This is a genomic window from Mesorhizobium sp. WSM4898 (assembly GCF_029625845.1).
In the GTDB taxonomy this organism is placed as follows: domain Bacteria; phylum Pseudomonadota; class Alphaproteobacteria; order Rhizobiales; family Rhizobiaceae; genus Mesorhizobium.
This window is the reverse complement of record NZ_JARTVQ010000002.1, coordinates 918,793-942,481: the sequence shown is the minus strand read 5'-3', so window position 1 is coordinate 942,481 and position 23,689 is coordinate 918,793. Positions and strand designations below refer to the sequence as shown.

The following is a 23,689-nucleotide window of genomic DNA, read 5'->3' as shown; positions in this document are numbered from 1 at the left end:
CCATTATGGATTCACTGCACGATCAAGTCGAGATCATGGCGCGAGAGCGGCTTCGGCGCCGATTCCGTGGTAAGATAGGTGCGGCCGAGCGTCATCGCCGTATCGGTTTCCGAATCCATGATGATCATATGCGCGAACAGCGTCATGCTGGGCGCGATCGGCTCCGGATTGCCCTGGTAGAACATCGGCATGTCCATCCAGGACGGCGTGAAGCGGGCGCCGAGCGAATAGCCGCAGGCGTTCAGCCGGTGCTTGGTCAGATTATGCGCCTCGAGCGTGCGGGCATGCGCGTCGAAGACGTCGCCGAAGGAATTGCCCGGCGTCATCGCCTTCTCGACGGCAAGCAGAGCCGCGCGGGCGGCATCGAACAGTTCCTGGTGGCGCTTCGAGATCTTCCCGGTCAAAACGGTGCGCATCATCGCCGCGTGATAGTGATGGAAGACGCCCGCCCATTCGAGCGTCAGCTGGTCGTTCTTGGTGAGCTTGCGGCGGCCGGCCTTGTAGCGGCAGAGCAGGGCATCGGCGCCGGAGCCGATGATGAATTCGTTGGCGGGATAGTCGCCGCCGCCGGCAAAAACTGCTCCTTGCATGGCGGCCAGGATCAGCGCCTCGTCGCCGCCCTGCTTGATCAGCGGCAGCGCGGCATCGAGCGCATCGTCGGCGAGGCTTGCGGCTTTTTCGGCCTTGGCGATCTCGGCCGGACTCTTGAAGAGACGCAGCCGGCCGACGATTCCGGAAGCATCGGCGATCTGGCCGAAGGTCTGCAACTGCTCGTCCACGCGACGGCCATTGTAGGCCGTGAGGCCGTGCGTGTCGTATTCCACGCCGATGCGGGCGCCAAGCAGATCGAGATCGTTGAGTAGGTTGCGCAGGTCGATCGCGGGATTGGCGCCATCACGATCGGTCCACAATACGATATTCTCGATGGTCGAGGTGTTTCGCGCCTGCCTCAAATCGGCCGAGCGGGTGAGCAGCACCATCGAGCCGTCGCCCTTCACCACCAGGCACTGGAAGAAGCAGAAGCCGAAAGTGTCGTAGCCGGTCAGCCAGTACATGCTCTCCTGCGCGAACAAAAGCACGGCGTCGAGCTTCTTCTCGGCCATCTCGATCAGCAGCCGGTCGCGCCGCGCGTCGAATTCCGAACGTTCGAAATGCAGCGCCATTTACTCTTTCTCCAGAACGATTGCCGAAACCTGCCGCCCGTAATCCGCTTCCTTGCGGTGGGTGGTGCGGCGGTAGGAATAGAAAAGGTGTTCTTCGGCGTAAGTGCAGCGGCCGAGCCCGTCGGCGGTCACGCCGGCCTTGCCCAACCGATCGACCGTATATTGGTTGAGGTCGAACATCGAGTGGCCAGGGTTCTGCGACGATCTGAAGTAGAGTTGATTGCCGGGGTCGGCCTCGACGAAGCGAGCGACGAATTCCGGTCCCACCTCGTAATTGTCGGGTCCGATGGAAGGGCCGAGCACGGCGACGATGCGATCGCGGCGGGCGCCGAGCCCTTCCATCGCGGCTACGGTGTTTTCGAGCACGCCGGTGAGGGCGCCTTTCCAGCCGGCATGGGCCGCGCCGATGACGCGCGCCTCCGCGTCGGCGAACAGCACCGGACCGCAATCGGCCGTCGAGGCGCCGACAGCGATGCCCGGCCGGTCGGTGACGATGGCGTCGGCCTGGGGGCGAGGGCCGGCAAAAGGCTCCCTGGCAATGACGACATCGGGAGAATGGACCTGGTGCGCGGTGAGGAGATGATCCGCCGGCACGCCCATCCAGTAGGCAACGCGGCGACGGTTCTCGGCAACCAGCGTCTGATCATCGCCGGAGCCCGTGCCGATGTTGAGGCCTTGATAGATGCCGCCGGAGACGCCGCCGATGCGGGTGAAATAGCCGTGGCGTATGCCTGGCGCCTTCGCAAGCAGCGGCGAGCGTACTGGATCGGGTCTGGTCTGATTCAGCATGGAAGGGTTTGTTGTCCGCGTGGGCGATTTCGTCAAGGTGGAGTTCGGTTGGGGGATGTGAGGCTCGGGCAAGTGGCAGGGTCAGCTTGCACGGGTTGCCCGCCGATGTCAGCCAGTTTTCGCGGCTGGCAGGATCTTCATCACCTTGAACAGCTCGCCCATCGCATCGGGGCCGGCAAGGCGCTTGACCGCCTCGGAAATCGCCTGACGCGCGACATCATCGGCCCGGGCGCCCAGCGCGCCGGCGCGCTCGAGCAAGCCCATGCCGAGCAGGAATTCGCTCTGCGTGGTCAGTTCCGCCTGGAGGCCGTGCTCCCGGACGGCTGCGGCCAACGCGGCGAAATCGACGTGAGCGGTAAGATCGGCCCCGCCGGGATTGGCCAGCACGTCTTCGTGATCGTGCCTGCGCACAGCCTGCAATGTGTCGCCGAAGCCCGGCTCAAGATGGCCGTAGTCGATGAACAGCCCGGCGCCGCCATGGCCGGCGATACGCTCGGCAATCGCTGCCATCAGCGCGGCGCGGGCCGGCGCCACCTCGACGATGGCGCCTTGCAGAGCATCGGCCGCGCCGGCCGGCAGCAGCGCCGGGTCGACGGAACCCGCGCCGGCGAAGAAATGAAGATTGTCTTGTTCGTCGAGCCCGACCATGCGCTCGCGCCAGCCGGCGCCGACATAGACGAACTGGCGGATCGGCACGGCGTCGAAGAGTTCATTGCCGACGATGAAGAGCGGCTGCTGCGGCAGCGTGTCGATGGTTTGGTGCCAGCTCAGGGCGGGGCTCTGGCCGGCGAGCGTCTCTTTCTGGATTTCGGCCAGGCGCGGACTGGTCTCGATCATGGCGAAGGAAGCCTTGGCGGCAAGCGCCGGATCGAGGCGGGACCAGGTGCGCAGCATGTCCTTCATCAGCGTGCCGCGACCGGGGCCGATTTCGGCGAAGGTGGCTGGCAGCGGACGCCCGCCGCCTTGCCAGGCCTGGTAGAGCCAGACGGCGACAAGCTCGCCGAACATCTGGCTGATCTCCGGCGCGGTGACGAAGTCGCCGGCGGCGCCGAAGGGCTCGCGCGTCGTATAATAGCCGTCCTCAGGATCGAACAGGCAGAGCGCCATGTATTCGCTGACCGGGATCGGCCCCACCGCGCCGATCAGGCCGATGATGCGCTCCTTCAGCCTGGTCATGCCGGCTGCGTCTGCGTCGTCGGCTTTGCGGTGGCCATGGCCCAGATGCCGGCGAGCACCATCGGCGAGGACAGGACCATGCCCATGGTCAGCCAGTTGGTGCCGAGCAGATAACCGAGCTGCTGGTCAGGCTCGCGGAAGAACTCGACGAAGATGCGAGACAGGCCGTAGCCGCAGATGAAGGCGCCGCCGACGAAGCGCGGTGTCTTCAGCTTCAGCCGCGAGTGGGTGAGAAAGCGCAGCACCAGGAAGAGCACAAGACCTTCCAGCAGCGCCTCGTAGAGCTGGCTGGGATGCCGGGTGAACGGGCCGCCATTGGGGAATTCGATCGCCCAGGGCACGTCCGACGGACGGCCCCAGAGCTCCGAATTGATGAAATTGGCCACACGCACCAGCCCAAGGCCGACCGGCACGCCAGCCGAGACGACGTCAAACAGCGTCCAGGTATGAATGCCGCGCTTGAGCGAAAAGAGGGTCATGGCGAGGATCACGCCGAGCAGTCCGCCATGGAACGACATGCCGCCCTGCCAGACCGCCAAGGTGTCGAGCGGATGCGCGATATAGCGTGGAAGGTCGTAGAAGAGGACATAGCCGGTGCGCCCGCCGAGCACCACGCCGATCGCCGCCCAGACGATGAAATCGTCAAGATCCTCGGGCTTCATCGGCAGCTTGCCGTCCGGCCAAAGGCTGGCATTGCTGACCAGGCGCTTGGCGTACCACCAGGCGAACAGAATGCCGACGATGTAGCCGACGCCATACCAATGCACCGCCAGCGGCCCGATATGGACGATAACCGGGTCGATATTGGGGAAGGGCAGGGAGGCCAGCGGCAGCAGGAAATATTCGCTCAAACTGGGTCGCTCCGGTTGCGGTCGTCTATCGGGCGCGGACCATGCGGCAGGGTTTTGGCGGGGTCAAGGCACGCTTCGCTTGCAATCCGTGCCGCGCGCCACTACGTCAAAATAATCAAGCGAGGATTTGCCATGTCGACCGGAACGAACCGCATTCTCGATGAATTCGCCAAGCTGATGACCGATGCCGCGGGGGCAGCCCAAGGCGTCAGGCGCGAGATGGAGACGGCTTTCCGCAGCCAGGCCGAGCGCCTGCTCAACTCCATGGATGTGGTGAAACGCGAGGAGTTCGAGGCTGCGCGCGAGATGGCCGTCAAGGCAAGAGAAGACAACATCCAGCTTGCGGTGCGCGTCGAAGCGCTCGAGGCCAAGCTCGCCGAATTGACCGGGCAAGCCGCACCTGCGGCTGCGGCGAAGCCCAGATCAAAAAAATAATCGTAAACTTTTCCACAAAGCACGATCCGAAAAATCGCTTTGCCGTGAATCGCTTACCGGCATTGCATGAATCTTTTTGACAGCGCCTTTCCACATGCGAATGACGCAGTGCGAAAAATTGGGCTGTTCACGCGACTCCCGATCAATAGACTGAATTTGTTGCATGATTCGAAGCAGGGTCATGCGCCGGGCGGTGGGGTCCGGTTGGGGTCTTTGCGTTTGGAAAGTCCTGGCCGTCCGAGTTCTAGACAAGATTGTTCGTTGTGCGTGCCCTCTCTCGCGGAGCGTGTGGCGGCGCTCTCAGAACGACAGGAAGCATTCATGGAACTCCTCGAACTCGAATTCTCCCGCGAAATCCACCCGGTGGACGTCATCGAGCAGGTGGCCCACAACAATGACTGGTCCTTCGAACGCGCCGGCGACGACGAGATCTCGATTTCGGTAACAGGCAGCTGGACCGACTATCATGTCTCCTTCTCCTGGATGGAAGATTTCGAGGCGCTGCATCTGGCCTGCGCCTTCGACATCAAGGTGCCGGAAACGCGCGCGCTGGAGGTGATGCGGCTCCTTTCGCTGATCAACGAACAGATGCTGTTCGGCCATTTCGACCTGTGGGAGCAGGAGGGCGCGATCATGTTCCGGCAATCGCTGCTGCTCGCCGGCGGGGTCGAGCCGTCGAGCCAGCAGGTCGAGGTGCTTCTGTCATCGGCGTTAGAGGCCTGCGAATGCTATTTCCAGGCCTTCCAATTCGTCGTCTGGTCGGGTACGTCGGCCAAGGACGCGCTGTCCAGCGTGCTCTTTGAAACCCACGGAAGCGCCTGAGCGAAGCCAATACCGCCGATGAGTTCCAGCAGCGAGCGCAAGCCCGAGATCAGCTTTGCCGATTTCGATCGTGTCGACATCCGTGCCGGCACGATCGTCGAGGCTGAGCCCTTTCCGGAGGCGCGCAAGCCGGCATTCAAGCTGAAGATCGATTTCGGCCCGGCGCTGGGAGTGAAGAAGTCGTCGGCGCAGATCACCAAATATTATGCGCCGGAGACGCTGATCGGCCGGCAGGTCTTCGCGGTGGTCAATTTCCCGCCGCGCCAGATCGGCCCGTTCATGTCGGAAGTGCTGACGCTTGGCTTTCCGGACGAGGAGGGCGCCGTCGTGCTCGGCGCCATCGAGCGCAAAGTGCCGGACGGCGGGCGTCTATTCTAGAACCAGCCTGGGCCGGCCTGACGTCACCGCATCCCGATCGGTGCGCTTACGCGGCATTCCCCAGCGCTTCTTCGACCACGTCCAGGAACATCTCGGCGCATGCCTTCCAACTGTAGCGCAGAGCGCGCTGGCGCGCCCCCGCGCGGTCAATGTGAAGCGCCTTGAGCGCCGCCTCGCGCAAATCCCCGGATACGGCCCCACCGACGCCGTCGCCGACGATGTCGATCGGTCCGGTCACCGGATAGGCAGCCACCGGCGTGCCGCTGGCCAGAGCCTCGATGATGACGTTGCCGAAGGTGTCGGTGCGGCTCGGAAAGACGAAGACGTCGGCCGAAGCGTAGATTTCCGCCAGTTCGTCGTTCGGGCGATGGCCGAGGAAATGCGCGTTCGGATAGCGGGCGCTGAGCTTTGCCAGTTCCGGCCCTTCGCCGACCACCACCTTGCTGCCGGGGAGATCGAGATCGAGGAAGGCGGTCAGGTTCTTTTCGATCGCGACACGGCCGACGCAGAGGAAGATGGGGCGGGGAAAGCTGGTGTCCTTGCGTTTGTCCGGTCGGAAATGATCGGTGTCGACGCCGCGAGTCCAGGGCCTCAGCTTATCGAAGCCGCGCGAGGCAAGGTCGTCCGCCAACGATTGCGTGGCGACCAACGTGCCCTGCCCGGAATTGTGGAAGTCGCGCAGCCAGTTATAGGCCCACCTCTCCGGCACCGGCAGGCGGGCGCTGAGATATTCGGGAAAACGCGTGTGGTAGCTGGTGGTAAAGGGACGGCCGGCCTTGCGGCAGTAGCGGCGCGCCACGATGCCGAGCGGCCCTTCGGTGACAATGTGGATGTGGTCGGCCTTTCCCGCTTCGATCAGCCGCGCAACATGACCGGGGGTTGTCAAGGCGAGGCGAATGTCCGGATAGGTCGGCAGCGGCAAGGTGCGGAAGATGTTCGGCGTCAGAAAATCGAGCTGGACGTCGAAGGATTTCAGCGTTTCGGTAAGCCGCTCCAGCGTGTGAACCACGCCGTTGACCTGCGGTCGCCATGCATCGGTGACCATCAGGATTCGCATGGCGACCCTTCGCACAGATTCTTGGGCGCGCCGGCACGATGGCGGAACGGCAGCCAGGCTGCAGCTCGCGCTTCGCTCCAGCGCACCCGGGCGGGTGCGGGATCGAAGCGGGGCGGCATGGCCGAATCGATAAAAGTCGCGCGCTTCATGCGCGCTCTTGACCATGATTTCATGACGGAGGGATGAAGGCCGTCTTTGTCCGACTAAGCCGGCACCTTGATCACGGCTCGCAAACCGCCAAGCGGGCTGTCTTCCAGCATGATGTCGCCGCCATGAGTTCGGGCGATGTCGCGGGCGATCGACAGACCAAGGCCGGTGCCGCTGGCATCAAGATTGCGCGCTTCGTCGAGCCGCAGGAATGGCTTGAACACTTCCTCGCGCTTGTCCGGCGCGATGCCGGGACCGTCATCGTCGATGGTGACGGTCAGCGAGCCGCGCCCATGATTGGCATGGACCTCGACCGTCTTGGCATATCGGAAGGCATTGCCGATGACGTTGGACATCAGCCTGGCAAAGGCGTTCGGCCGCACATGCAGGGTCGGATCGCCGGTCAGTGTCGTCGACAGCTTGCATTTGCGCAGTTGCGCTTCCTCGCCAAGCTTCTGGAAATAGGCATCGAGATCGAAGCGGCCGGTGTCTTCCGCCGCCTCGCCGCGGGCAAAGGAGAGATAGCCCTCCAGCATCGACTGCATGTCGTCGATGTCCTGGTTCAGCGCGGCCTTGGTCTCGGCCTTGCCGCCGGCCAGGGCCAGCTGCAGCTTGAAGCGGGTCAGAATGGTCCTGAGATCATGGCTGACGCCGGTCAGCATGGCGGTGCGCTGCTCGATCTGGCGCTCGATGCGCTCGCGCATCTGGATGAAGGCGAAGCCGGCGCGGCGCACTTCCTCCGCGCCGCGCGGACGGAAATCGCGCGGCATCGGCCGGCCCTTGCCGAAGCTCTCGGCGGCTTCGGCCAAGGTCAGGATCGGCCTTATTTGATTGCGCAGGAAGGGGATGGCGATCATCAAGAGCACCAGCGAGGTGCCGACCATCCAGATCAGGAAGATATGGGTGTTTGAGGCATAAGCCTGGCTGCGACGCACGAAGACGCGCAGGACCTTGCCTTCGAGCTGGACGCGGACCTCGACGACATTGGAGTTGCCGACCGTGTCGATCCAGAAGGGACGGTTGATCTGCCGGGTAATCTCCGACGACAGGGCCGTGTCGAGGATTGAGAAGAACGGCTTCGGCCCGGGGGCCGGCAGCGGATCGGGCGGCAGCAGATCCACTTTCAGCTGCATGCGGTCTTGGGCGATGCGGATGATGTTGGCGTAATCGGCGTCGTGGGGATAGGTCTCCATCATGTCGATGATGGCAGCGATGTCTGCGATCGTCGCCTGCGACAGGCGTTGGGTAACTGTCTGCCAGTGGCGCTCCATGAAGACGAAGGCAACGACCGACTGCAAAAGGATCATCGGCGCGATGACGATGATCAGGGAGCGGGCATAAAGCCGCTTCGGCATGTAGAGCGCGACCAGGCGCCAGAACCGGTTCCAGGCGCGCGGCATCGCCCTCAGCGTCCGCAAAGCGAGATCGCCGGGGCTCCCGGTCTTGGGCTTTTCCAGTTGCGTGGTCGCCATTCGCCCTTCCGCTCGTAGACGGCCATTCAGCCAAGGCCGTCTGCGAGCATGTTATTCCACGCTGAGCCGATACCCAATACCGCGCACGGTCTGCAGCCACACCGGATTGGACGGATCGCGCTCGATCTTGCGACGCAGCCGGTTGATCTGGACATCGATGGTCCGCTCGCCGACATCCGATTCGTCGCCGACGAGCTCGTGCCGCGGTATGGTTTCGCCCGCCCGAGCGGCGAAGATCGCCAGGATTTCCTGCTCGCGGTCGGTCAGCTTCAGCGCCTCGCCGCCACGCTTCAGTTCGCGCTTGGCGATCTGGAACGTGTAGGGGCCGAAGACGAGCTGCTCGACTTTCGGCGTCGCCGCCGGGCCGCCGCGGCGCAGGATGTTGTTGATGCGCAGGATGAGCTCGCGCGGATCGAAGGGCTTCGGAAGATAGTCGTCGGCGCCGGCCTCGAGCCCGGTGATACGGCTGTCGGTTTCCGACAGCGCCGTAAGCATCAGGATTGGCACGTTCTTCTCGGCCCGCAGCGCCTTGGTGAGGTCGACGCCGGTTTCGCCGGGCATCATGACGTCAAGTACGAGCAGGTCGAAGTCCAGCCCCGCGAGCTTGCGCCGGGCCTCGCCCGAGTTGCCGGCGACGGTGACCCGAAAACCGTTCTCGGACAAATATTGCTTGAGCAGATTGCGAATGCGGGTGTCGTCGTCGACCACCAGCAGATGTGGCGCATCATCGCCGGGCGCTGCCGGATGATCAACCTTCTCAGTGGTCTCCATTTTGCTTCCCCGATGTTTGCGCAGGCACAATGTCGATCTGCGCTCTAAGTTCCGGATTGACCATCGCCTCGAGGAATCTCTCGATCGAGGCGCGCTCGGCGGTCCCGGAATCCTCCAATGCAGCACGGATGCGGCGCGACTGTGGCCGTGCCAGCGCCAGTGCCAGCGCGCGGCCTTTGGCAGTCGGATAGAGCTCGCGCTGCCGGCGGTCGCGCAACCCTTGCACCTGGACAATATGGTCCGTGTCGATCAGCTGCTTCAACACCCGCGCCAGGCTCTGCTTGGTGATCTTCAGCACATCGAGCAGCTCGGCTACCGTCAGTCCGGGCCTGCGGTTGACGAAATGCAGGACGCGGTGATGGGCACGGCCGAAGCCGTAATCGGCAAGGATCTGGTCGGGATCGGAGGTGAAGTCGCGATAAGCGAAGAAAAACAGCTCGATGATGGCAAAGTCGATGCCGTCCTCGTCGGTGATCGCCGTCCTGATCGGTTTTCCGGCTGCGGGGCTTCGTTCCGTCATCATTTCTCCATGCCAAGCGGGAATTACGTCAGTACTGTTGACGTAATTTCCCGCAAATGATAATTTTTGACAAGCTTTTCGGCGGATTGCGAACGAAAAGGCAAGCGGAAGCCGTTTTTCCGGAACTTCCTAAGTTTGCCAGGGATTGAATATCCGCCTACGCTTCCAGACACAGGCCGGCGGTTTCGGACCCAGTGGCGGGGCCGATACGAAAGGCCGTATGACACAACGATTGGCGGGCGCCCGCCCGCGGGAGGTTTCCATGGCATCCGTTCCCTTCGATCAACTGGACGGCTTCATCTGGATGAACGGGGAGTTCGTCAAATGGGGCGAGGCCAAGATCCACGTGCTGACCCATGGCCTGCACTATGCCAGCGCGGTCTTCGAGGGCGAGCGCGCCTATGGCGGCCAGATATTCAAGCTCACCGAGCACAATGAGCGCCTGCATGAATCGGCGCGCCTGCTCGGCTTCAAGATTCCCTACTCGGTCGGCGAGATCGACGAGGCTTGCCGCAAGCTTCTGAAAAAGCAGGGTTTCAAGGACGCCTATGTGCGTCCGATCGCCTGGCGCGGCAGCGAGCAGATGGGTGTTTCGGCGCAGAACAACCGCATCAACTGCGCCATCGCCATCTGGCAGTGGCCGAGCTATTTCGACCCGGCGCAGAAGCTGAAGGGCATCCGTCTCGACGTCGCCGAATGGCGCCGGCCCGACCCGCGCACCGCGCCATCCAAGTCCAAGGCCGCCGGCCTCTACATGATCTGCACGCTTTCCAAGCACGCCGCCGAGGCCAAGGGCTACGCCGACGCCATGATGCTCGACTGGCGCGGCCAGGTGGCGGAAGCCACCGGCGCCAACATCTTCTTCGTCAAGGACGGCAAAATCCACACCCCGACGCCCGACTGCTTCCTCGACGGCATCACCCGCCGCACCGTCATCGGCCTGGCCAAGGACCGCGGCTTCGAGGTGATCGAGCGCGCCATCATGCCCGAAGAGCTCGATGGCTTTGAGCAGTGCTTCCTTACCGGCACGGCCGCGGAAGTCACGCCGGTCTCGGAAATCGGCCCGTACCGATTCGAGGTCGGCGAGATCGCCAAGACGTTGATGAACGACTATTCTGCCGCGGTGCAGCCAAAGCACGCCATCGCCGCAGAATAGCGATAGTCACAGCCTTTTTGTGCAACGGGGCGGTTTCGGGCCGCCCCTTTTATTTAGGCGCCTGCGCAGCAATTCGGCGTCACATGGGTGCGGGCGATCCGGCGACGGCAGCGGAGCAGCCGGTGGGACTGGCAGGGCGATGGGCATACAAAGCATCATCGTCGGCGCCGGCGCCATCCTCACCGACATCATGCGCGCGGTCATGACCGTGATGAAGAACAGGCTTGGCAGAATTTCAGGCTTCCCATGGACGGCTGTGGCCGCCCATTTCTTTTAGAGGGATCACCGGTGGACGCAGTCGGCTGTGCCCTCTACATCAGGGCAACACCTCGAAAGGAAAGCCATGGGTCAGCTCAATGCCGGCATCGTGCCGGTCACGCCCTTCCAGCAGAATTGCACCATTCTCTTCGACATGGACGACAAACAAGGTGTCGTCGTCGATCCCGGCGGCGACGTCGACAAGATAGTGGCAGTGCTTAAGGACAACGCGATCAGGGCGAAGGCGATCTGGATCACTCACGGCCATATCGATCATGCCGGCGGCGCGATGGATCTGAAGGATGCACTCGGCATCGACATCATCGGCCCGCACGAGGCCGATCGGCCGCTGCTTGCCAATCTCGAGACCCAGGCCAAGCGCTTCGGCCTTACCGATCCGGTGCGCAATTGCATTCCGGACCGTTTTCTCAGCGAAGGCGACACGGTCTCGTTCGGAGAGCATGTGTTCGAGGTGCTGCATTGTCCGGGGCACGCGCCGGGCCATGTCGTCTACTACAACCGCGCGGCCAAATTCGCCCATGTCGGCGACGTGCTGTTTCGCGGCTCGATAGGCCGCACCGATCTGCCGGGCGGCGATCACGCCGCGCTGATCGCCGCGATCAAAGACAAGCTGCTGCCGCTCGGCGACGATATCGGCTTCATCTGCGGTCACGGTCCGGGCGGCCGCTTCGGCGAGGAGCGCCGGACGAATCCCTTCCTGACCTGATCCTCTGCGCAAAGAAAAAGCGCCGCTGGAGGGCGGCGCTTTTGCCTGGACTGGAAACCGTAAGTCTTAGTTGGCAACACAGAAATGCTGTTCGCCATCGTTGCCCGTGACTGTGCCGGTACGCGAGTTGAAGGTGCGGTACCGGTCGGAGCAATACTCGTACCATTCGCGGGTCCACGGCTCGGCATAGCGGTCGGCATAGACGACGCGCGGCTGTACATAGTAGCGGCGAACGGGGCGGTCGACATAATAGCCGTCATCATAGGCGGGATCGTAGTATCTCGGCCCAGGGTTGCTGAGAGCACTACCGATCAGGGCGCCCGCCGCCAGGCCGACAACGCCCGCGGCAAGGGCGTCGCCGCCATTGTGATGATGACGACGCCAGCGCCAATCATCAGCATTTGCCGCCGAGAAGGTGGCCAAAGTGGTCGCGGCGACGCCGGCGGCCACAATGGCGGTCTTGAGAATTCGGTTCATTTTCGGTCTCCTTCGCGCCGGCCCGCGTATTGTCAGGGGATGCGGATCGGCTTTAGGAGGGGTTAGTAGAGGACCGTGGCTGAACGGAGGCTGAACGGCACCGCGCGAACGATTTCGCGGCTCGACAAAATTCCGAGCTCTGCGGGAGCGCCCCGCCTGCTCAGTCTCCGTCGGATCTGTCTTGAGCCGGCTTAGCCGATAGACAGGTTGACGGCCTTCGGACCCTTGCCTCGCTTGTCGGGCTCGGTGTCGAATGTCACTTTCTGCCCATCCTCAAGACCGGGAAGGCCCGACGCCTGCACGGCCGAAATATGGACGAAGACGTCCTTCGCGCCATCGTCGGGCGTGATGAAGCCGAAGCCCTTGGCATGGTTGAAGAATTTGACGGTGCCGGTCTGCGGCATGGGAAGCTCCTTTGATCCCATCAAGTCAGTCTCGGGCCGGCAAATTGCCCGAGAGGAAATTTGTCCTTTATTTTAGCGCTATCGGCAAGAGAAAGTTTTCGCCTGCCAATACAACTATTTGCCGGACAAAAAAGAGCGCGACGGAACCGTCGCGCCCTCGAAAACTCAAGCTTCCTGCGAAGCCGATTCATGATCCTGCCGCGCCGTTCATCAGCGGAAGGACAGGCAGCGTCGCCCGCTCAGGCGGCGCGGAGGTTGACCGCCTTCGGACCCTTGCCCATGCGGTCAGGCTCGACGTCGAAGGTGACCTTCTGGCCGTCGACGAGCGTACGCAGGCCGGAGGCCTCGATCGCGGAGATGTGGACGAACACGTCCTTGGCGCCGCCGTCAGGCGTGATGAAGCCGAAGCCTTTGGTGGCGTTGAAGAACTTTACGGTGCCGGTCTGGGCCATGGGGGAAACTCCTTCACCCGTATCAGTCTCGTGGGCTCGCCCGCTTCCTTGGGCTGATCCCGGTGTTGCTTCGGCAGTCATGCATTCGCGCATGGTCAAAGCCCCCGCCGAAAAACGGGGCCGTCAGAGATTCACACTATCGGGGAAAGGTCGTCCAAAACGTGCCGCTCTCCGGGTCGCAAATGCCCGAACACCAAATTTATTACACGGAAATGTGATGGTTGCAAGACAGCACCGCGGGCGGCCCTCGGCGCGCCCAACGCGAGGCCATCGATAGACCCGGCGCCATGACCGGTCATCGGCCAGTGAAAAGCCGGGCATGGGCCAGTGCGAGAAGCCGACCGGCGATAAATTTCGCCCCGGGCAAAGCACAAGCCGGGGTTGCGTTCGATCCCAAAATGGCGAGGAATTGCGCGAGCTGGCGCGATCGCGCCTGAGCCAGATAGGAGAGGGACCTATGCGATTTCTTGCGGCAATCGTTTCGCGGCAGGGCCTTGTCGCCCTGCTACTGTCGGCATTGCTGGCGGCCTGTACCGTGGTCGTCGACGAAGGACCGCGTCCGCGTCCGCCGAGGCCGCATCCGCAGCTCTGCACGATGCAATACGAACCAGTGTGCGCAAGACGCGGCGGCGACCGCCAGACCTTCGCCAATGCCTGCCTGGCGGAGCGGGCAGGGTATCGCATCGTGCGTGACGGGCCTTGCCGGGATGGCGGCGGTGGCGGCGAGCAAACCTTCTGCACCCGCGAATACGCGCCGGTCTGCGCCAGACGCTACGGCGAGGTGCGCACTTTCCCGAATGCGTGCGAGGCCCGCGCGGCGGACTATCGCATCATCGGCGACGGGCCTTGCTAGCGGCATTGCGGGCAAGTCCTCGGAGCGCTGCCCACACACTTGCATCTGCCGCCCGCTTGGCTTAGGTCCGGCGGGCGGACAAACACGGCAGGTTTCCCATTAACAGAGATCAGAGAAGAGCGGCAAACGCGGGCGGCAAGCCAGGATCGGCGAGCCCCCTCGATCCCTATGTGCAACGGGCGCTGCAGCTGCACCAGGCAGGACGCCGGCAGGAGGCGGAGTCGCTTTACCGGCAGGTGCTGGGGCAGCAGCCTAATCATGCCGCCGCGCTGCATTTCCTCGGGCTCCTCCTGCACCAGACCGGTCGCAGCGAGGAAGGGCTGGACTCCATCGAGCAGTCGGTCACGCTGCAGCCCCAAAATGCCGATTTCCTCAACAACATGGGCACGGTGATGCGCGACCTCGGCCGCGTTGCCGCCGCCGTCGATTTCTTCCGTGGCGCGGTGGACATCCGCCCGGACCAACTCGCGGCACGCGACAATCTCGGCTCGTCGCTGAAGCAGCTCGGCCAGTTCGATGGCGCTGAGGAGATCTATCGCGGCACGATCGGCCGCAACCCGTTCCATGTCCGCGCCCGCATCGGCCTTGCCGAAACGCTGCAGGAAGCCGGGCGGCTCGACGAGGCGATTGCGCTCTTCCGCGAGTCGCTGTCGATCCGGCCCAAGGATGCCGAGCTGCTCTACGGGCTGGGCGTCGCCCTGATGGAGAAGGGCAAGCTCGCCGAGGCCGCCAATCTTGCCCGCCAGGCGGTGGCGATCGCTCCGGCGATGGCGAAAGCCTGGCTTCTGCTGACCCAGGTCAAGCGCCAGACAGAGCGCGACGCCGAGCTTGCCGGCATGGAGGCCGAGCACGCCAAGGCGCCGCAGGACAGCCTTGCGCGCATGCAGCTTTCCTTCGGCCTCGGCAAGGCCAATGACGATCTGAAGGATTATGGCCGCGCCTTCGACTATTTCGCCGAGGGCAATGCGATCCGCCGCAAGGGCATCGACTACGACCCGGTGAGAACGCGCGACGAGTTCGAAGCGATGAAGTCGGCCTTCGACAAGGCCTTCTTCGAAAAGCACAGGCCGAGCGACATTTCCGACGACACGCCGATCTTCGTCGTCGGCATGCCGCGTTCCGGCACGACGCTGGTCGAGCAGATCATAGCCAGCCATCCGCAGGTCTTTGGCGCGGGCGAGCTCAGCATCCTGAAGTCGGTCGTCGGCAAGCAGTTTCCGATGAGCATGCCGGGCGGTTTTCCCTCAGGGATAGCCGACATGCCGGACAAGGCCTTTGCCGAGGCCGGGCAGGCCTATATCGACATGCTGCATGCCCGGTATCCGGGCTTCCGCCATGTCACCGACAAGATGCCGGGCAACTTCCTGCTGGTCGGCTTCCTGCACATGATGCTGCCGAAGGCGAAGATCGTGCATTGCGCGCGCGACGCCGCGGCCACGTGCCTGTCGATCTTCAAAGTGCATTTCCGCGGCGACAGCCATCGTTACGGCTACGATCTTGGCGAGCTCGCCGATTTCCATAACCTCTACACCGATATCATGGCGCATTGGCACAAAGTTCTGCCCGGCGTCGTCCACGACGTCCGCTACGAGGATTTCGTCGCCGATCAGGAAGGCCAGACGCGGGCGCTGATGGCGCATCTCGGCCTGCCTTGGGACGACAAGGTGCTGGCGTTCCACGAGACCGACCGGCCGGTGCGCACGGCGTCGGCCGCGCAGGTGCGCCAGCCGATGTATCAGGGCTCGGTCGACCTGTGGAAGCGTTATGGGGAGCGGCTGAAGCCGCTGCTCGTCAAGCTCCAGAACGGATAGGGCCGGGTTGGATGGTAGGCCGCTTGCTCTCAGCCATCGCAGGCCTGTGAGATTAGCCGCTGCCTCGCAACCTCGTCATTCGAGGGGGAAGCAGGAGCTCCGTTCCTGCTCCGCCCTGGATGAGGACCGAATCGGCTGTGCTCAAACCTCGATAAATGGCTGGAAGCCGCCGAAGATCATGCGCTTCCCGTCGAAGGGCATTGTCGACCAGTCCATCTTGAGACGTTCGTCGGCCATCACTTTCGCCATGACCGCGTCGCGGCTCTGCCTGGATTCGTAAACGACCCAGGCAAAGATGACGACTTCGTCGTCCTTCGCCTGCACGGCGCGCGGGAACGAGGTCAGTTCGCCATAGGGCACGTCGTCGCCGATGCATTCGACATAGGCGAGCGCGCCGTGCTCCTTCCAGACGGCGCCGGCATTCGCAGCCATTTTCTTGTAGTCATCGAGATTTGCCTTCGGCACGGCAAGCACGAAACCATCGACATAGGACATGGGTAAGCTCCTTCGCTGAAAACGAGCGCCGGGCCGGCGGGGATACGACCCGGCGCGGGTGAGCGCGTCAGCCCTGGGAATGGCGGCCGACGCTTGCTCGCTGAGAAACCTATTTTACCGGCGCGTTCATCGCCCAGGCGACGCCGAAGGGATCCTTCACCTGGCCCCAGCGGTCGCCCCAGAACATTACCTGGAGGGGCGTGACGACTTCGCAGCCGGCGTCTACCGCGCGCTTCCACCAGGCTTCGACGTCGTCACTACCGAGATGGAGCTGGAGCGTATAACCCTGCGCCGCCTGATGCGGATGGCCGTGCTCGGGATAGGCGTCGCCCAGCATGAGCGTCGAGCCGTTGACATAGAGATGGATATGCATGGTGCGGCCCTTGTCGTCCGGCGGATAGGCAAAGACTTCCTCGGCCCCGAAAGCCTTCTTGTAGAACTCGGCCGCCTTGATGGCGCCGTCGACCTGCAGATAGGGGGTCAATCCGCCAAGAACTTTGGCGCGGGGCGGGTTCTGGTCTGTCATTTCACGTGTTCCTCTTCACGGGTTGATTGGGCGTTGCGATCAAAAGACGGACGAGGCGACAGCAATCCTACACGGGCAGCGGAATTTTTTTAGCGGGGCCGGGCCCGGACCGGCCGGGCAACCGGCGAAGCCGATGACCGTCGCATGAACCCGTTGGTCACTTTCAAATGACGTCGGTCGAGAAGGTGGCCGTTCGGCGGCTGTTCCGCGTGTCGAGAATTTCCGGAAACCCGATGTCCTTGCGCAGGTCGGCCGGCAGTGAAAGCAGAATGCGCTCGCTGCGGTAGCGGGCGCGCGCCGCCGCATATTGGCTGGCGATGCGGCTGATGGATGACAAGATAGACATGATAAACTCTCCCTGGTTGGTGCCGTCAGCATCGTGTCGGCATCCCAAGGACGAGGAATGCTGCGGCAATCCGACAGGTCACCGGAATTTTTCATGCGCGCCCGGAAAGCCGGCCCGTATAGGCCGGCCCCCCGTATAGGCCGGCCTTGTCGTGGCTATCAGCGCTCCGTCGCGGCCACCGAGCGGAAGAACCCTTCCGGACTGTCGACTTCGGTCAGCCGCCGCTTCTCGATCAGCCAGAACCGGTTGCCGATCGCGCGGATGAAGGAGCGGTCGTGCGAGGCGAGCAGGCAGCTTGCCTGATGCTTCAGCAACTCGTCCTCCAGCGCTTCCTGGCCGTCAATGTCGAGGTGATTGGTCGGCTCGTCGAGGAGGTAGAAATTGGGGTTGAGGAGCCGCAGCACCAGCAACATCAGCCTCGACCGCTGTCCGCCCGACAACGCGGCAATCCTTTTCTCCTGCATCTCGATGGCGACGCCGGCGCCGGCGAGAAGCGAGCGGGCGCGCTGCTCGCCGATCTCGAAGCGGCGCGAGACCATCGCCAGCGGGGTGGCGTCGGCGCCGATGCCGGACAGAGCCTGGTCGCTGTAGCCGAGCACGGTCGACGGCGTCACCTTGACGCTTTCTTCCGACCCCGGTTCGGCGATGGCGGCGCGGATCATTGCAATGAAGCGCGATTTGCCGACACCGTTCCGGCCGAGCAGCACGATGCGGTCGCCTTGGCAGATATGGCGTTTGCCGGTCCTGAACAGCAGCGTGCCGTCGGGCGTTTCGACCGCCGGGTCGTCGAGCGTGATCAGCACCTTGGCGTGGGTGCCACGGTTGGCCAATCGGATCGCGCCGGCCGAACGCTCGCGATGCGCTGCCACGGCTGCATCTTCCAGCCTTTCGGCCCGCTCCCTGAGCTGCTTGGTTTTGACCGTCAGCAGGTCGCTGCCGGAATTGATGCCGATGTTGTTGAGCTTGGCTGCCTGCCGGCGCAACTGCTGTGCGACCTTCATGTCGCGCTCGAACCGCCGCGCCGTCGAGGCGTCGACCTCGTCGAGCGCCTGCCGGGCGCGCGAATAGGGCAGCGAAAACACCGGCGATTCTTCCGGGCGCAAGAAGAGCGTGCGGTTGGTGGTGGCGTCGAGAAAGGCGCGGTCGTGGCTGGCGATGATCACCGGGACCTCGCGTGGCAGCGCGTTGAGCCAGGTTTCGAACTGGCCGATCCTGGCGAGGTCGAGATGGTTGGTCGGCTCGTCGAGCAGAAGCACGTCCGGGTCGGTGACCCAGACGCGGGCGATCAGCGCCAGCCTTTGCCAGCCGCCGCTCAAGGCCCGCATCGGCCTGTCGCGCATGTCCTCAGGCACATCGAGCGAATCCAGCACCACGTCGACGCGCCAAAGCTCGCTGCCAAGCTGCTCAGGCGGCAAGACATCGGCAACCACCTGATGGAAGCTGCGGTCGAGCAACGCGCCGGGGACGGATTGCTCGACATGGCCGACGCGCAAGCCGCGCGTCCGGGTGATCTCGCCGCTCGTGGCGTCCAGCTCGCCGGCCAGGCATCTGAGCAGGGTGGATTTGCCACGGCCGTTGGCCGCGACGATGCCCAGCCGGTCGCCGGGGCCGATGGTGAGCTCGAGGTTGGAGAAGAGCGGCGCACTCATGGTGACGCCGAGGGATTTGAGGCTGATCAGGGCCATGTCGATTTCTCTGGTCTTGCCGGAGCCCGGCTCAATGCACTTTGACGGTGCGCCGGTAGGCCATCAGGCCGAGATCAGCGGCACCACGAAGGGCAGACCAAAAATCGAAGCGGGGGAAAATTCCCGGACCGTCCTGGTCAGCCCTGCAAGCAAGCTCGCAGGGCACAGACAGGGCCGCGCTGACGGTGGTGATCGATAGACACGCAGCCCTCCTTTCCAGATGTTCGAGTTGGGGAAACTGGTACACCTGGGGAGGGGGGCATGGCAAGGGGCGGCAGGTCAGAACGGGGGCGCTGAAACTACCGATCTCCCCTCTTGTGGGCCCATTGTGGGCGAGATGTCCGGCAGGACAGAGCGCTGTCCCGCCGGCATGTTAACATATCAATCTCTTCAGAAAATCAATGCCCCGGCCGCCCAGTCTTGCTCGGCCGGCGCTTTTGACGGCGCTCATCGGCTGGGTCTTCGTAAGAGCCGATGCCAGAGCGCTGGCGGACGATGGGTTTATCGTCGCGTTCCTTCGCGCCCCCCTCTGTCCTGCCGGACATCTCCCCCACAAGGGGGGAGATTGGCCGTGGCTTCGTAGGCACCGTTCCTTCGACGGGTTTTTCGGTACGGCGCACCGTCATCTCGTCGAGCGAGTTCTTGCGGAACAGCGACCCGGTGCGATCGCCCGGGATGCCGAAGTCGGAGCCATGCGCTTCCTGCGCCGACTGCTTCTTGAACAGCGAACGCGAGACCGCGCCAGCGGGTGTTGCCATATCGGTGCCCGGTCCCATGTCGTCGATCGAGGGCTTGGCGAAAAGAGGCTTCTTCACCGGCACCGCGCCGTCCGCGCCCATCTCATCGAGATCCGGCTTGCGGAACAGGCCCTTGCCGTCGTCATCGACGGTGCGGTGCACCGCACGTCCCTTGTTGTGCCTGCCTTTCTCGCGGCCGGAAACCGGGCTTTCCATGTCGGCGTAGCGGGCGAGCGGATCGTCCGAGATGGACAGCTCCATTTCGCGCAGCCGCTTGATCTCGTCGCGGATGCGGGCGGCCTTCTCGAAGTCGAGATTGGCGGCGGCATCGCGCATCTGCTTGTCCAGCGCCTCGAGATGGGTTTTTAGATTGTTGCCGATCATGGCGCCGGCATCGTCGGTGAACTGCGAGATGTCGGCGCGCACGTGATCCTTCTCGTAGACGGAGTCGAGGATGTCGGCGATGCGCGACTTGACCGATTCCGGCGTGATGCCGTTGGCCGCGTTCCACTCCATCTGCTTCTCGCGGCGGCGGTTGGTCTCCGCCATCGCCCGTTCCATCGAGCCGGTGATCTGGTCGGCGTAGAGGATGACCTTGCCGTCGACGTTGCGGGCGGCGCGGCCGATGGTCTGGATCAGCGAGGTTTCCGAACGAAGGAAACCTTCCTTGTCGGCATCGAGGATGGCGACGAAGCCGCATTCGGGAATGTCGAGGCCTTCGCGGAGCAGGTTGATGCCGACCAGCACGTCGAAGGCGCCGAGGCGCAGGTCGCGCAGGATCTCGATGCGCTCCAGCGTGTCGATATCGGAGTGCATGTAGCGGACTCGAATGCCGTTCTCATGCAGATATTCGGTGAGGTCTTCGGCCATGCGCTTGGTGAGAACCGTGACCAGCGTACGGTAGCCCAGCCTGGTCGTCTCACGGATTTCGCCGACGACATCGTCGACCTGGCTCTTGGCGGGGCGCACCTCGACCGGCGGGTCGATCAGGCCGGTCGGGCGGATGACCTGCTCGGCGAAGACGCCGCCGGACTGGTCGAGCTCCCAGCCGCCCGGCGTCGCCGAGACGGCGATCGACAGCGGGCGCATGGCGTCCCATTCCTCGAAGCGCAGCGGCCGGTTGTCCATGCAGGAGGGCAGGCGGAAGCCATACTCGGCCAGCGTCGCCTTGCGGCGGAAGTCGCCGCGATACATGCCGCCGATCTGCGGCACTGTGACGTGGCTCTCGTCGATGAAGATCAGCGCATTGTCCGGCACATATTCGAACAGGGTCGGCGGCGGCTCGCCCGGCTGGCGACCGGTGAGATAGCGCGAATAATTCTCGATGCCGGCGCAGGAACCGGTCGCCTCGAGCATCTCGAGGTCGAAGCGCGTGCGCTGCTCGAGACGTTGCGCTTCAAGCAGACGGCCAGCCTTTTCAAGCTCTTGCAGGCGGTATTGCAGCTCTTCCTTGATCGACTTGATAGCCTGATTCAAGGTCGGCCGCGGCGTCACATAGTGCGAATTGGCGTAGATCTTGACGCTCTTCAGCTCGCCGGTCTTCTGGCCGGTCAGCGGATCGAACTCGGTGATCGCCTCGATCTCGTCGCCGAACATCGAGATGCGCCAGGCGCGGTCTTCGAGGTGGGCCGGAAAGATCTCGATCGTGTCGCCGCGCACGCGGAACGAGCCGCGCACGAAGTTGATGTCCTGGCGCTTGTATTGCTGGGCGACGAGGTCGGCAAGCAAGGCGCGCTGGTCGAGCCGGTCACCGACCTGCATCTGGAAGGTCATCGCCGTGTAGGTCTCGACCGAGCCGATACCGTAGATGCAGGAGACGGAGGCGACGATGATGACGTCATCACGCTCCAGCAGCGAGCGCGTCGCCGAGTGGCGCATGCGGTCGATCTGCTCGTTGATCGAGGATTCCTTCTCGATATAGGTGTCGGTGCGCGGGACGTAGGCTTCCGGCTGGTAGTAGTCGTAATAGGAGACGAAATACTCGACCGCGTTTTCGGGGAAGAATTTCTTGAACTCGGCATAGAGCTGCGCGGCCAGCGTCTTGTTCGGCGCCAGGATCAGGGCAGGGCGCTGCGTTTCCTCGATCACCTTGGCCATGGTGAAGGTCTTGCCGGAGCCGGTCACGCCGAGCAGCACCTGGGTGCGGTCGCTTTGCTCGACACCCTCGACAAGGTCCTTGATGGCGGTCGGCTGGTCGCCGGCGGGCTCGAAATCCGACACCATCTTGATGGCGATGCCGCCTTCCGATTTTTCCGGCCGGGCAGGCCGGTGCGGCGTCCAAAGCTGGCCATCCTTGTGCAGCGGATTGCCGGATTCGATGAGCCTCGACAGTGCGGCGACGGTCGCGGTCACACCGCTCGAGGAAACCTGCTCGGCGTCCTCCAGGCTGATGTCGAGGCCGGCCACCGGGTTGAGGCCGGCGGCGGCGCGTTCTTTCGCCGATGCCGCGCCGCCCATCGAGGTGCCGCGCGCCGTGCGCCCGGGCGCAGCAGAGCGCTCGGGGATTTTCTTCGGCGCTTTGGCCTTCGGCTGCTTTTGCGCCTCGCGCTCGATCTGTCCGGCCCAATCGGAGATCGAGCCGGTGAGAGGCGCGCCGGAGAACTCGCTTTGCGGCGCTTCGGCGAAGCCGCCGCGCTCCAGGGGCTCGGCGGCGTCGAGGAATTCGGTCAGCGGACTGCGCCGTTTCGGCGCGCCCTCTTGCGCCGGCGAGGGCGTTTTCTTGTCGGTGCGTTTGGCCATGGCCCGAATATGGGAGGACTCGGCCGAAATGGAAAGAGCGGAGTGAAATGGCGGGTGCGCGCTGCCGAGCCTGCTGACAGAAGGCTGTCAGGAGGCGCACGCGCCGTTTCGTTTCAGTTGAACCACAGCGCGAATATCAGGAAGCCGGCGCCGCCGAACTCGCGCTGAATCTGATTGAAATCGTCGCTGGTGAGGATTTTTCCACTTTCGAGATAAGGCGCGATGGCCGGGCCGGTGATCGACAGGACGAGGTCGAAAGGTTTCGGCTCGTCGAAGACGCGCTTCATGTTGATGCCTTTGCCGATGATGCGAAAATGCGGCAGCAGCACGCGCCCTTCGAGAAGGTCCTCTGCCGTGGTCAGGGCGGCAAGCCATGCCTGCACTTGCGCCTCGCCGACCTCGAGGCCGGTGAGCGGGTTGACGCCCTTCTGCTGCGGTCCCGGCAGCCATTCGCGGTCATTGTCGGTCTGGGCGCGTATCGCTTTCCAGTCCTCGCGCGAAAGCCGGATCATCTCCAGCAGGTGACGGCGCGCCGCCTTGCGGCGCTCCGGCTCGATCACCGGCCAGTTGACGAGATGCACCAGCGAGATGAAGTCGGCAAAGCGCCATTCCGAGGCGAAGATGCTGCCGCTCATGCCGCCATCCGGCGGGACCAGCGCGTCCTGCAGCGGCAGTTTCGCGTGCGGAAACAGCATGTGGAAAGAGCCGTCGAACATGGCTCTGAAATCATGCGCCAGCCAGAAATCGGCCTGCGCCATCAGGAACTCGGCGTAACCTTGCAGCCAGAAACCGTCGGCGCGGTCGAAGCGGAAGGCAAGCGAAGGGGCGGCATCGCTCGCGTCGACGCCGCGTGAGAGCGAGGCCATGATCGCGGCGATGCTTTCGTCCGGCGCGATGTTGCCGTCCTCGTTGAGATCGATACCGGCATGAGCGAGGTCGACCACCATGCCGATATCGGCATCGGCGGGCACCGAGCCCAGCGTGGCGGCGGATTTCTCCAGACGGTCGCGGAAAGCGATCAGGATGGCGCGGAACTTTTCATAGGTAAGCGGCTCGGGACTGGGATTGTCCGGCACGGGCAGCCGCATCAGCGGTAGCATGAAGGATTGCGGGCTCTCGAAACCGTGCCGATGCAGACCGCTGGCCAGGATTTCCAGCGCGGTAAAGAATTCGCCGGCGCCGGCGGCATAGGCCGATGCCGGATCGCTCGGTGCCGCCGCCTCCAGTGCCGCCAGGGCTCTGTTCCGCTCGGAAACGGTTTTCGCCTCGAACAAGGCGGCAGGGTCGGGGCTAGCCGCTTTGGCGTAAGCAAAGGGCAGGAGCAGCAAGAGTGTGAGTGCCACAAGGCCCGACAGTCGCTTCACGATGGATCCTCCCGTCCCAATCCCGCCAGCCACAATACACGGATTTGCGGCGCTTCGCCTGCTGCTTTCTCCTGGCGC

25 protein-coding genes are annotated in these 23,689 nt (G+C 63.7%); 8 read left to right on the top strand and 17 right to left on the bottom strand.

The window, feature by feature from the left end:
* Positions 1 to 11: 11 nt before the first annotated feature.
* The 4 genes from P9228_RS11995 to lgt form a co-directional block, all read right to left on the bottom strand.
* Entirely contained in the window at positions 12 to 1,163 is a 1,152-nt protein-coding gene (locus P9228_RS11995; protein WP_067326575.1) for a Xaa-Pro peptidase family protein, read from the bottom strand.
* Entirely contained in the window at positions 1,164 to 1,952 is a 789-nt protein-coding gene (gene pgeF, locus P9228_RS11990) for a peptidoglycan editing factor PgeF (RefSeq protein ID WP_278053583.1), read from the bottom strand. It abuts the gene before it with no gap.
* A 108-nt stretch (positions 1,953 to 2,060) separates the two neighbouring features.
* Positions 2,061 to 3,128 (bottom strand): class I SAM-dependent methyltransferase, encoded by a 1,068-nt coding sequence (locus tag P9228_RS11985; RefSeq protein WP_067326581.1) that lies wholly within the window; start codon positions 3,126 to 3,128, stop codon positions 2,061 to 2,063.
* Positions 3,125 to 3,979: a prolipoprotein diacylglyceryl transferase gene (gene lgt / locus P9228_RS11980; RefSeq protein ID WP_082953956.1), complete on the bottom strand. Its 855-nt coding sequence runs from the start codon at positions 3,977 to 3,979 to the stop codon at positions 3,125 to 3,127. Before lgt ends, P9228_RS11985 begins: the two co-directional genes overlap by 4 nt.
* A 132-nt stretch (positions 3,980 to 4,111) precedes the next feature.
* Here lgt and P9228_RS11975 point away from each other — a divergent pair, with 132 nt between their 5' ends.
* The 3 genes from P9228_RS11975 to P9228_RS11965 all read left to right on the top strand — a co-directional run bounded on the left by P9228_RS11975 (position 4,112) and on the right by P9228_RS11965 (position 5,614).
* On the top strand, positions 4,112 to 4,414 hold the full coding sequence (locus P9228_RS11975; RefSeq protein ID WP_066994397.1) for an accessory factor UbiK family protein: 303 nt from the start codon (positions 4,112 to 4,114) through the stop codon (positions 4,412 to 4,414).
* Between the two features lie 321 nt (positions 4,415 to 4,735).
* Positions 4,736 to 5,236 (top strand): YbjN domain-containing protein, encoded by a 501-nt coding sequence (locus P9228_RS11970; RefSeq protein ID WP_066994911.1) that lies wholly within the window; start codon positions 4,736 to 4,738, stop codon positions 5,234 to 5,236.
* Positions 5,237 to 5,254: 18 nt separating this feature from the next.
* A complete protein-coding gene (locus P9228_RS11965) occupies positions 5,255 to 5,614 on the top strand; it encodes a tRNA-binding protein (RefSeq protein ID WP_278053579.1) in 360 nt (119 codons plus the stop codon).
* A 46-nt stretch (positions 5,615 to 5,660) separates the two neighbouring features.
* Here P9228_RS11965 and P9228_RS11960 read toward each other — a convergent pair whose 3' ends face one another.
* From P9228_RS11960 to P9228_RS11945, 4 genes are all read right to left on the bottom strand, one after another.
* Positions 5,661 to 6,671 carry a glycosyltransferase family 1 protein gene (locus P9228_RS11960; RefSeq protein WP_278053577.1) on the bottom strand — a complete coding sequence of 337 codons (1,011 nt, stop codon included), beginning with the start codon at positions 6,669 to 6,671 and terminating at the stop codon, positions 5,661 to 5,663.
* A 203-nt stretch (positions 6,672 to 6,874) separates the two neighbouring features.
* A complete protein-coding gene (locus P9228_RS11955; protein WP_278054062.1) occupies positions 6,875 to 8,218 on the bottom strand; it encodes an ATP-binding protein in 1,344 nt (447 codons plus the stop codon).
* 123 nt (positions 8,219 to 8,341) lie between these two features.
* Positions 8,342 to 9,061: a response regulator transcription factor gene (locus P9228_RS11950; RefSeq protein WP_059188911.1), complete on the bottom strand. Its 720-nt coding sequence runs from the start codon at positions 9,059 to 9,061 to the stop codon at positions 8,342 to 8,344.
* Entirely contained in the window at positions 9,048 to 9,581 is a 534-nt protein-coding gene (locus tag P9228_RS11945) for a MarR family transcriptional regulator (protein WP_128203069.1), read from the bottom strand. Before P9228_RS11945 ends, P9228_RS11950 begins: the two co-directional genes overlap by 14 nt.
* A gap of 262 nt (positions 9,582 to 9,843) precedes the next feature.
* Here P9228_RS11945 and P9228_RS11940 point away from each other — a divergent pair, with 262 nt between their 5' ends.
* The 3 genes from P9228_RS11940 to P9228_RS11930 all read left to right on the top strand — a co-directional run bounded on the left by P9228_RS11940 (position 9,844) and on the right by P9228_RS11930 (position 11,722).
* Positions 9,844 to 10,737 carry a branched-chain amino acid aminotransferase gene (locus tag P9228_RS11940; protein WP_067326591.1) on the top strand — a complete coding sequence of 298 codons (894 nt, stop codon included), beginning with the start codon at positions 9,844 to 9,846 and terminating at the stop codon, positions 10,735 to 10,737.
* 139 nt (positions 10,738 to 10,876) lie between these two features.
* Complete coding sequence (locus tag P9228_RS11935; RefSeq protein ID WP_156751098.1) at positions 10,877 to 11,014, top strand: hypothetical protein; 138 nt, start codon at positions 10,877 to 10,879, stop codon at positions 11,012 to 11,014.
* 66 nt (positions 11,015 to 11,080) lie between these two features.
* Positions 11,081 to 11,722, top strand: a complete 642-nt coding sequence (locus P9228_RS11930; RefSeq protein ID WP_067326594.1) for an MBL fold metallo-hydrolase — start codon at positions 11,081 to 11,083, stop codon at positions 11,720 to 11,722.
* A gap of 66 nt (positions 11,723 to 11,788) precedes the next feature.
* Here the strand turns inward: P9228_RS11930 and P9228_RS11925 are convergent, their stop codons facing one another.
* From P9228_RS11925 to P9228_RS11915, 3 genes are all read right to left on the bottom strand, one after another.
* Entirely contained in the window at positions 11,789 to 12,199 is a 411-nt protein-coding gene (locus tag P9228_RS11925; RefSeq protein WP_278053569.1) for a BA14K family protein, read from the bottom strand.
* A gap of 191 nt (positions 12,200 to 12,390) precedes the next feature.
* Positions 12,391 to 12,603: a cold-shock protein gene (locus P9228_RS11920; protein ID WP_006202521.1), complete on the bottom strand. Its 213-nt coding sequence runs from the start codon at positions 12,601 to 12,603 to the stop codon at positions 12,391 to 12,393.
* 239 nt (positions 12,604 to 12,842) lie between these two features.
* Positions 12,843 to 13,055, bottom strand: coding sequence for a cold-shock protein (locus tag P9228_RS11915; protein WP_006202520.1), 213 nt, complete (start codon positions 13,053 to 13,055; stop codon positions 12,843 to 12,845).
* Between the two features lie 457 nt (positions 13,056 to 13,512).
* Here P9228_RS11915 and P9228_RS11910 point away from each other — a divergent pair, with 457 nt between their 5' ends.
* Positions 13,513 to 13,908, top strand: coding sequence for a Kazal-type serine protease inhibitor domain-containing protein (locus P9228_RS11910; RefSeq protein WP_066994414.1), 396 nt, complete (start codon positions 13,513 to 13,515; stop codon positions 13,906 to 13,908).
* A 170-nt stretch (positions 13,909 to 14,078) separates the two neighbouring features.
* Complete coding sequence (locus tag P9228_RS11905) at positions 14,079 to 15,719, top strand: tetratricopeptide repeat-containing sulfotransferase family protein (protein WP_278053566.1); 1,641 nt, start codon at positions 14,079 to 14,081, stop codon at positions 15,717 to 15,719.
* A gap of 141 nt (positions 15,720 to 15,860) precedes the next feature.
* Here P9228_RS11905 and P9228_RS11900 read toward each other — a convergent pair whose 3' ends face one another.
* From P9228_RS11900 to P9228_RS11875, 6 genes are all read right to left on the bottom strand, one after another.
* The gene (locus P9228_RS11900; RefSeq protein ID WP_067326604.1) at positions 15,861 to 16,214 is read right to left on the bottom strand and encodes a DUF1428 family protein; all 354 of its coding nucleotides are present in this window, start codon (positions 16,212 to 16,214) and stop codon (positions 15,861 to 15,863) included.
* A gap of 109 nt (positions 16,215 to 16,323) precedes the next feature.
* Positions 16,324 to 16,740 (bottom strand): glyoxalase/bleomycin resistance/extradiol dioxygenase family protein, encoded by a 417-nt coding sequence (locus P9228_RS11895; protein ID WP_127245960.1) that lies wholly within the window; start codon positions 16,738 to 16,740, stop codon positions 16,324 to 16,326.
* 163 nt (positions 16,741 to 16,903) lie between these two features.
* Entirely contained in the window at positions 16,904 to 17,086 is a 183-nt protein-coding gene (locus P9228_RS11890; RefSeq protein ID WP_095801654.1) for a hypothetical protein, read from the bottom strand.
* Between the two features lie 158 nt (positions 17,087 to 17,244).
* The gene (locus P9228_RS11885) at positions 17,245 to 18,771 is read right to left on the bottom strand and encodes an ABC-F family ATP-binding cassette domain-containing protein (protein WP_278053562.1); all 1,527 of its coding nucleotides are present in this window, start codon (positions 18,769 to 18,771) and stop codon (positions 17,245 to 17,247) included.
* A gap of 398 nt (positions 18,772 to 19,169) precedes the next feature.
* The gene (gene uvrB / locus P9228_RS11880; protein WP_127325761.1) at positions 19,170 to 22,247 is read right to left on the bottom strand and encodes an excinuclease ABC subunit UvrB; all 3,078 of its coding nucleotides are present in this window, start codon (positions 22,245 to 22,247) and stop codon (positions 19,170 to 19,172) included.
* 113 nt (positions 22,248 to 22,360) lie between these two features.
* A complete protein-coding gene (locus tag P9228_RS11875; RefSeq protein ID WP_278053560.1) occupies positions 22,361 to 23,611 on the bottom strand; it encodes a hypothetical protein in 1,251 nt (416 codons plus the stop codon).
* Positions 23,612 to 23,689 lie beyond the last annotated feature (78 nt).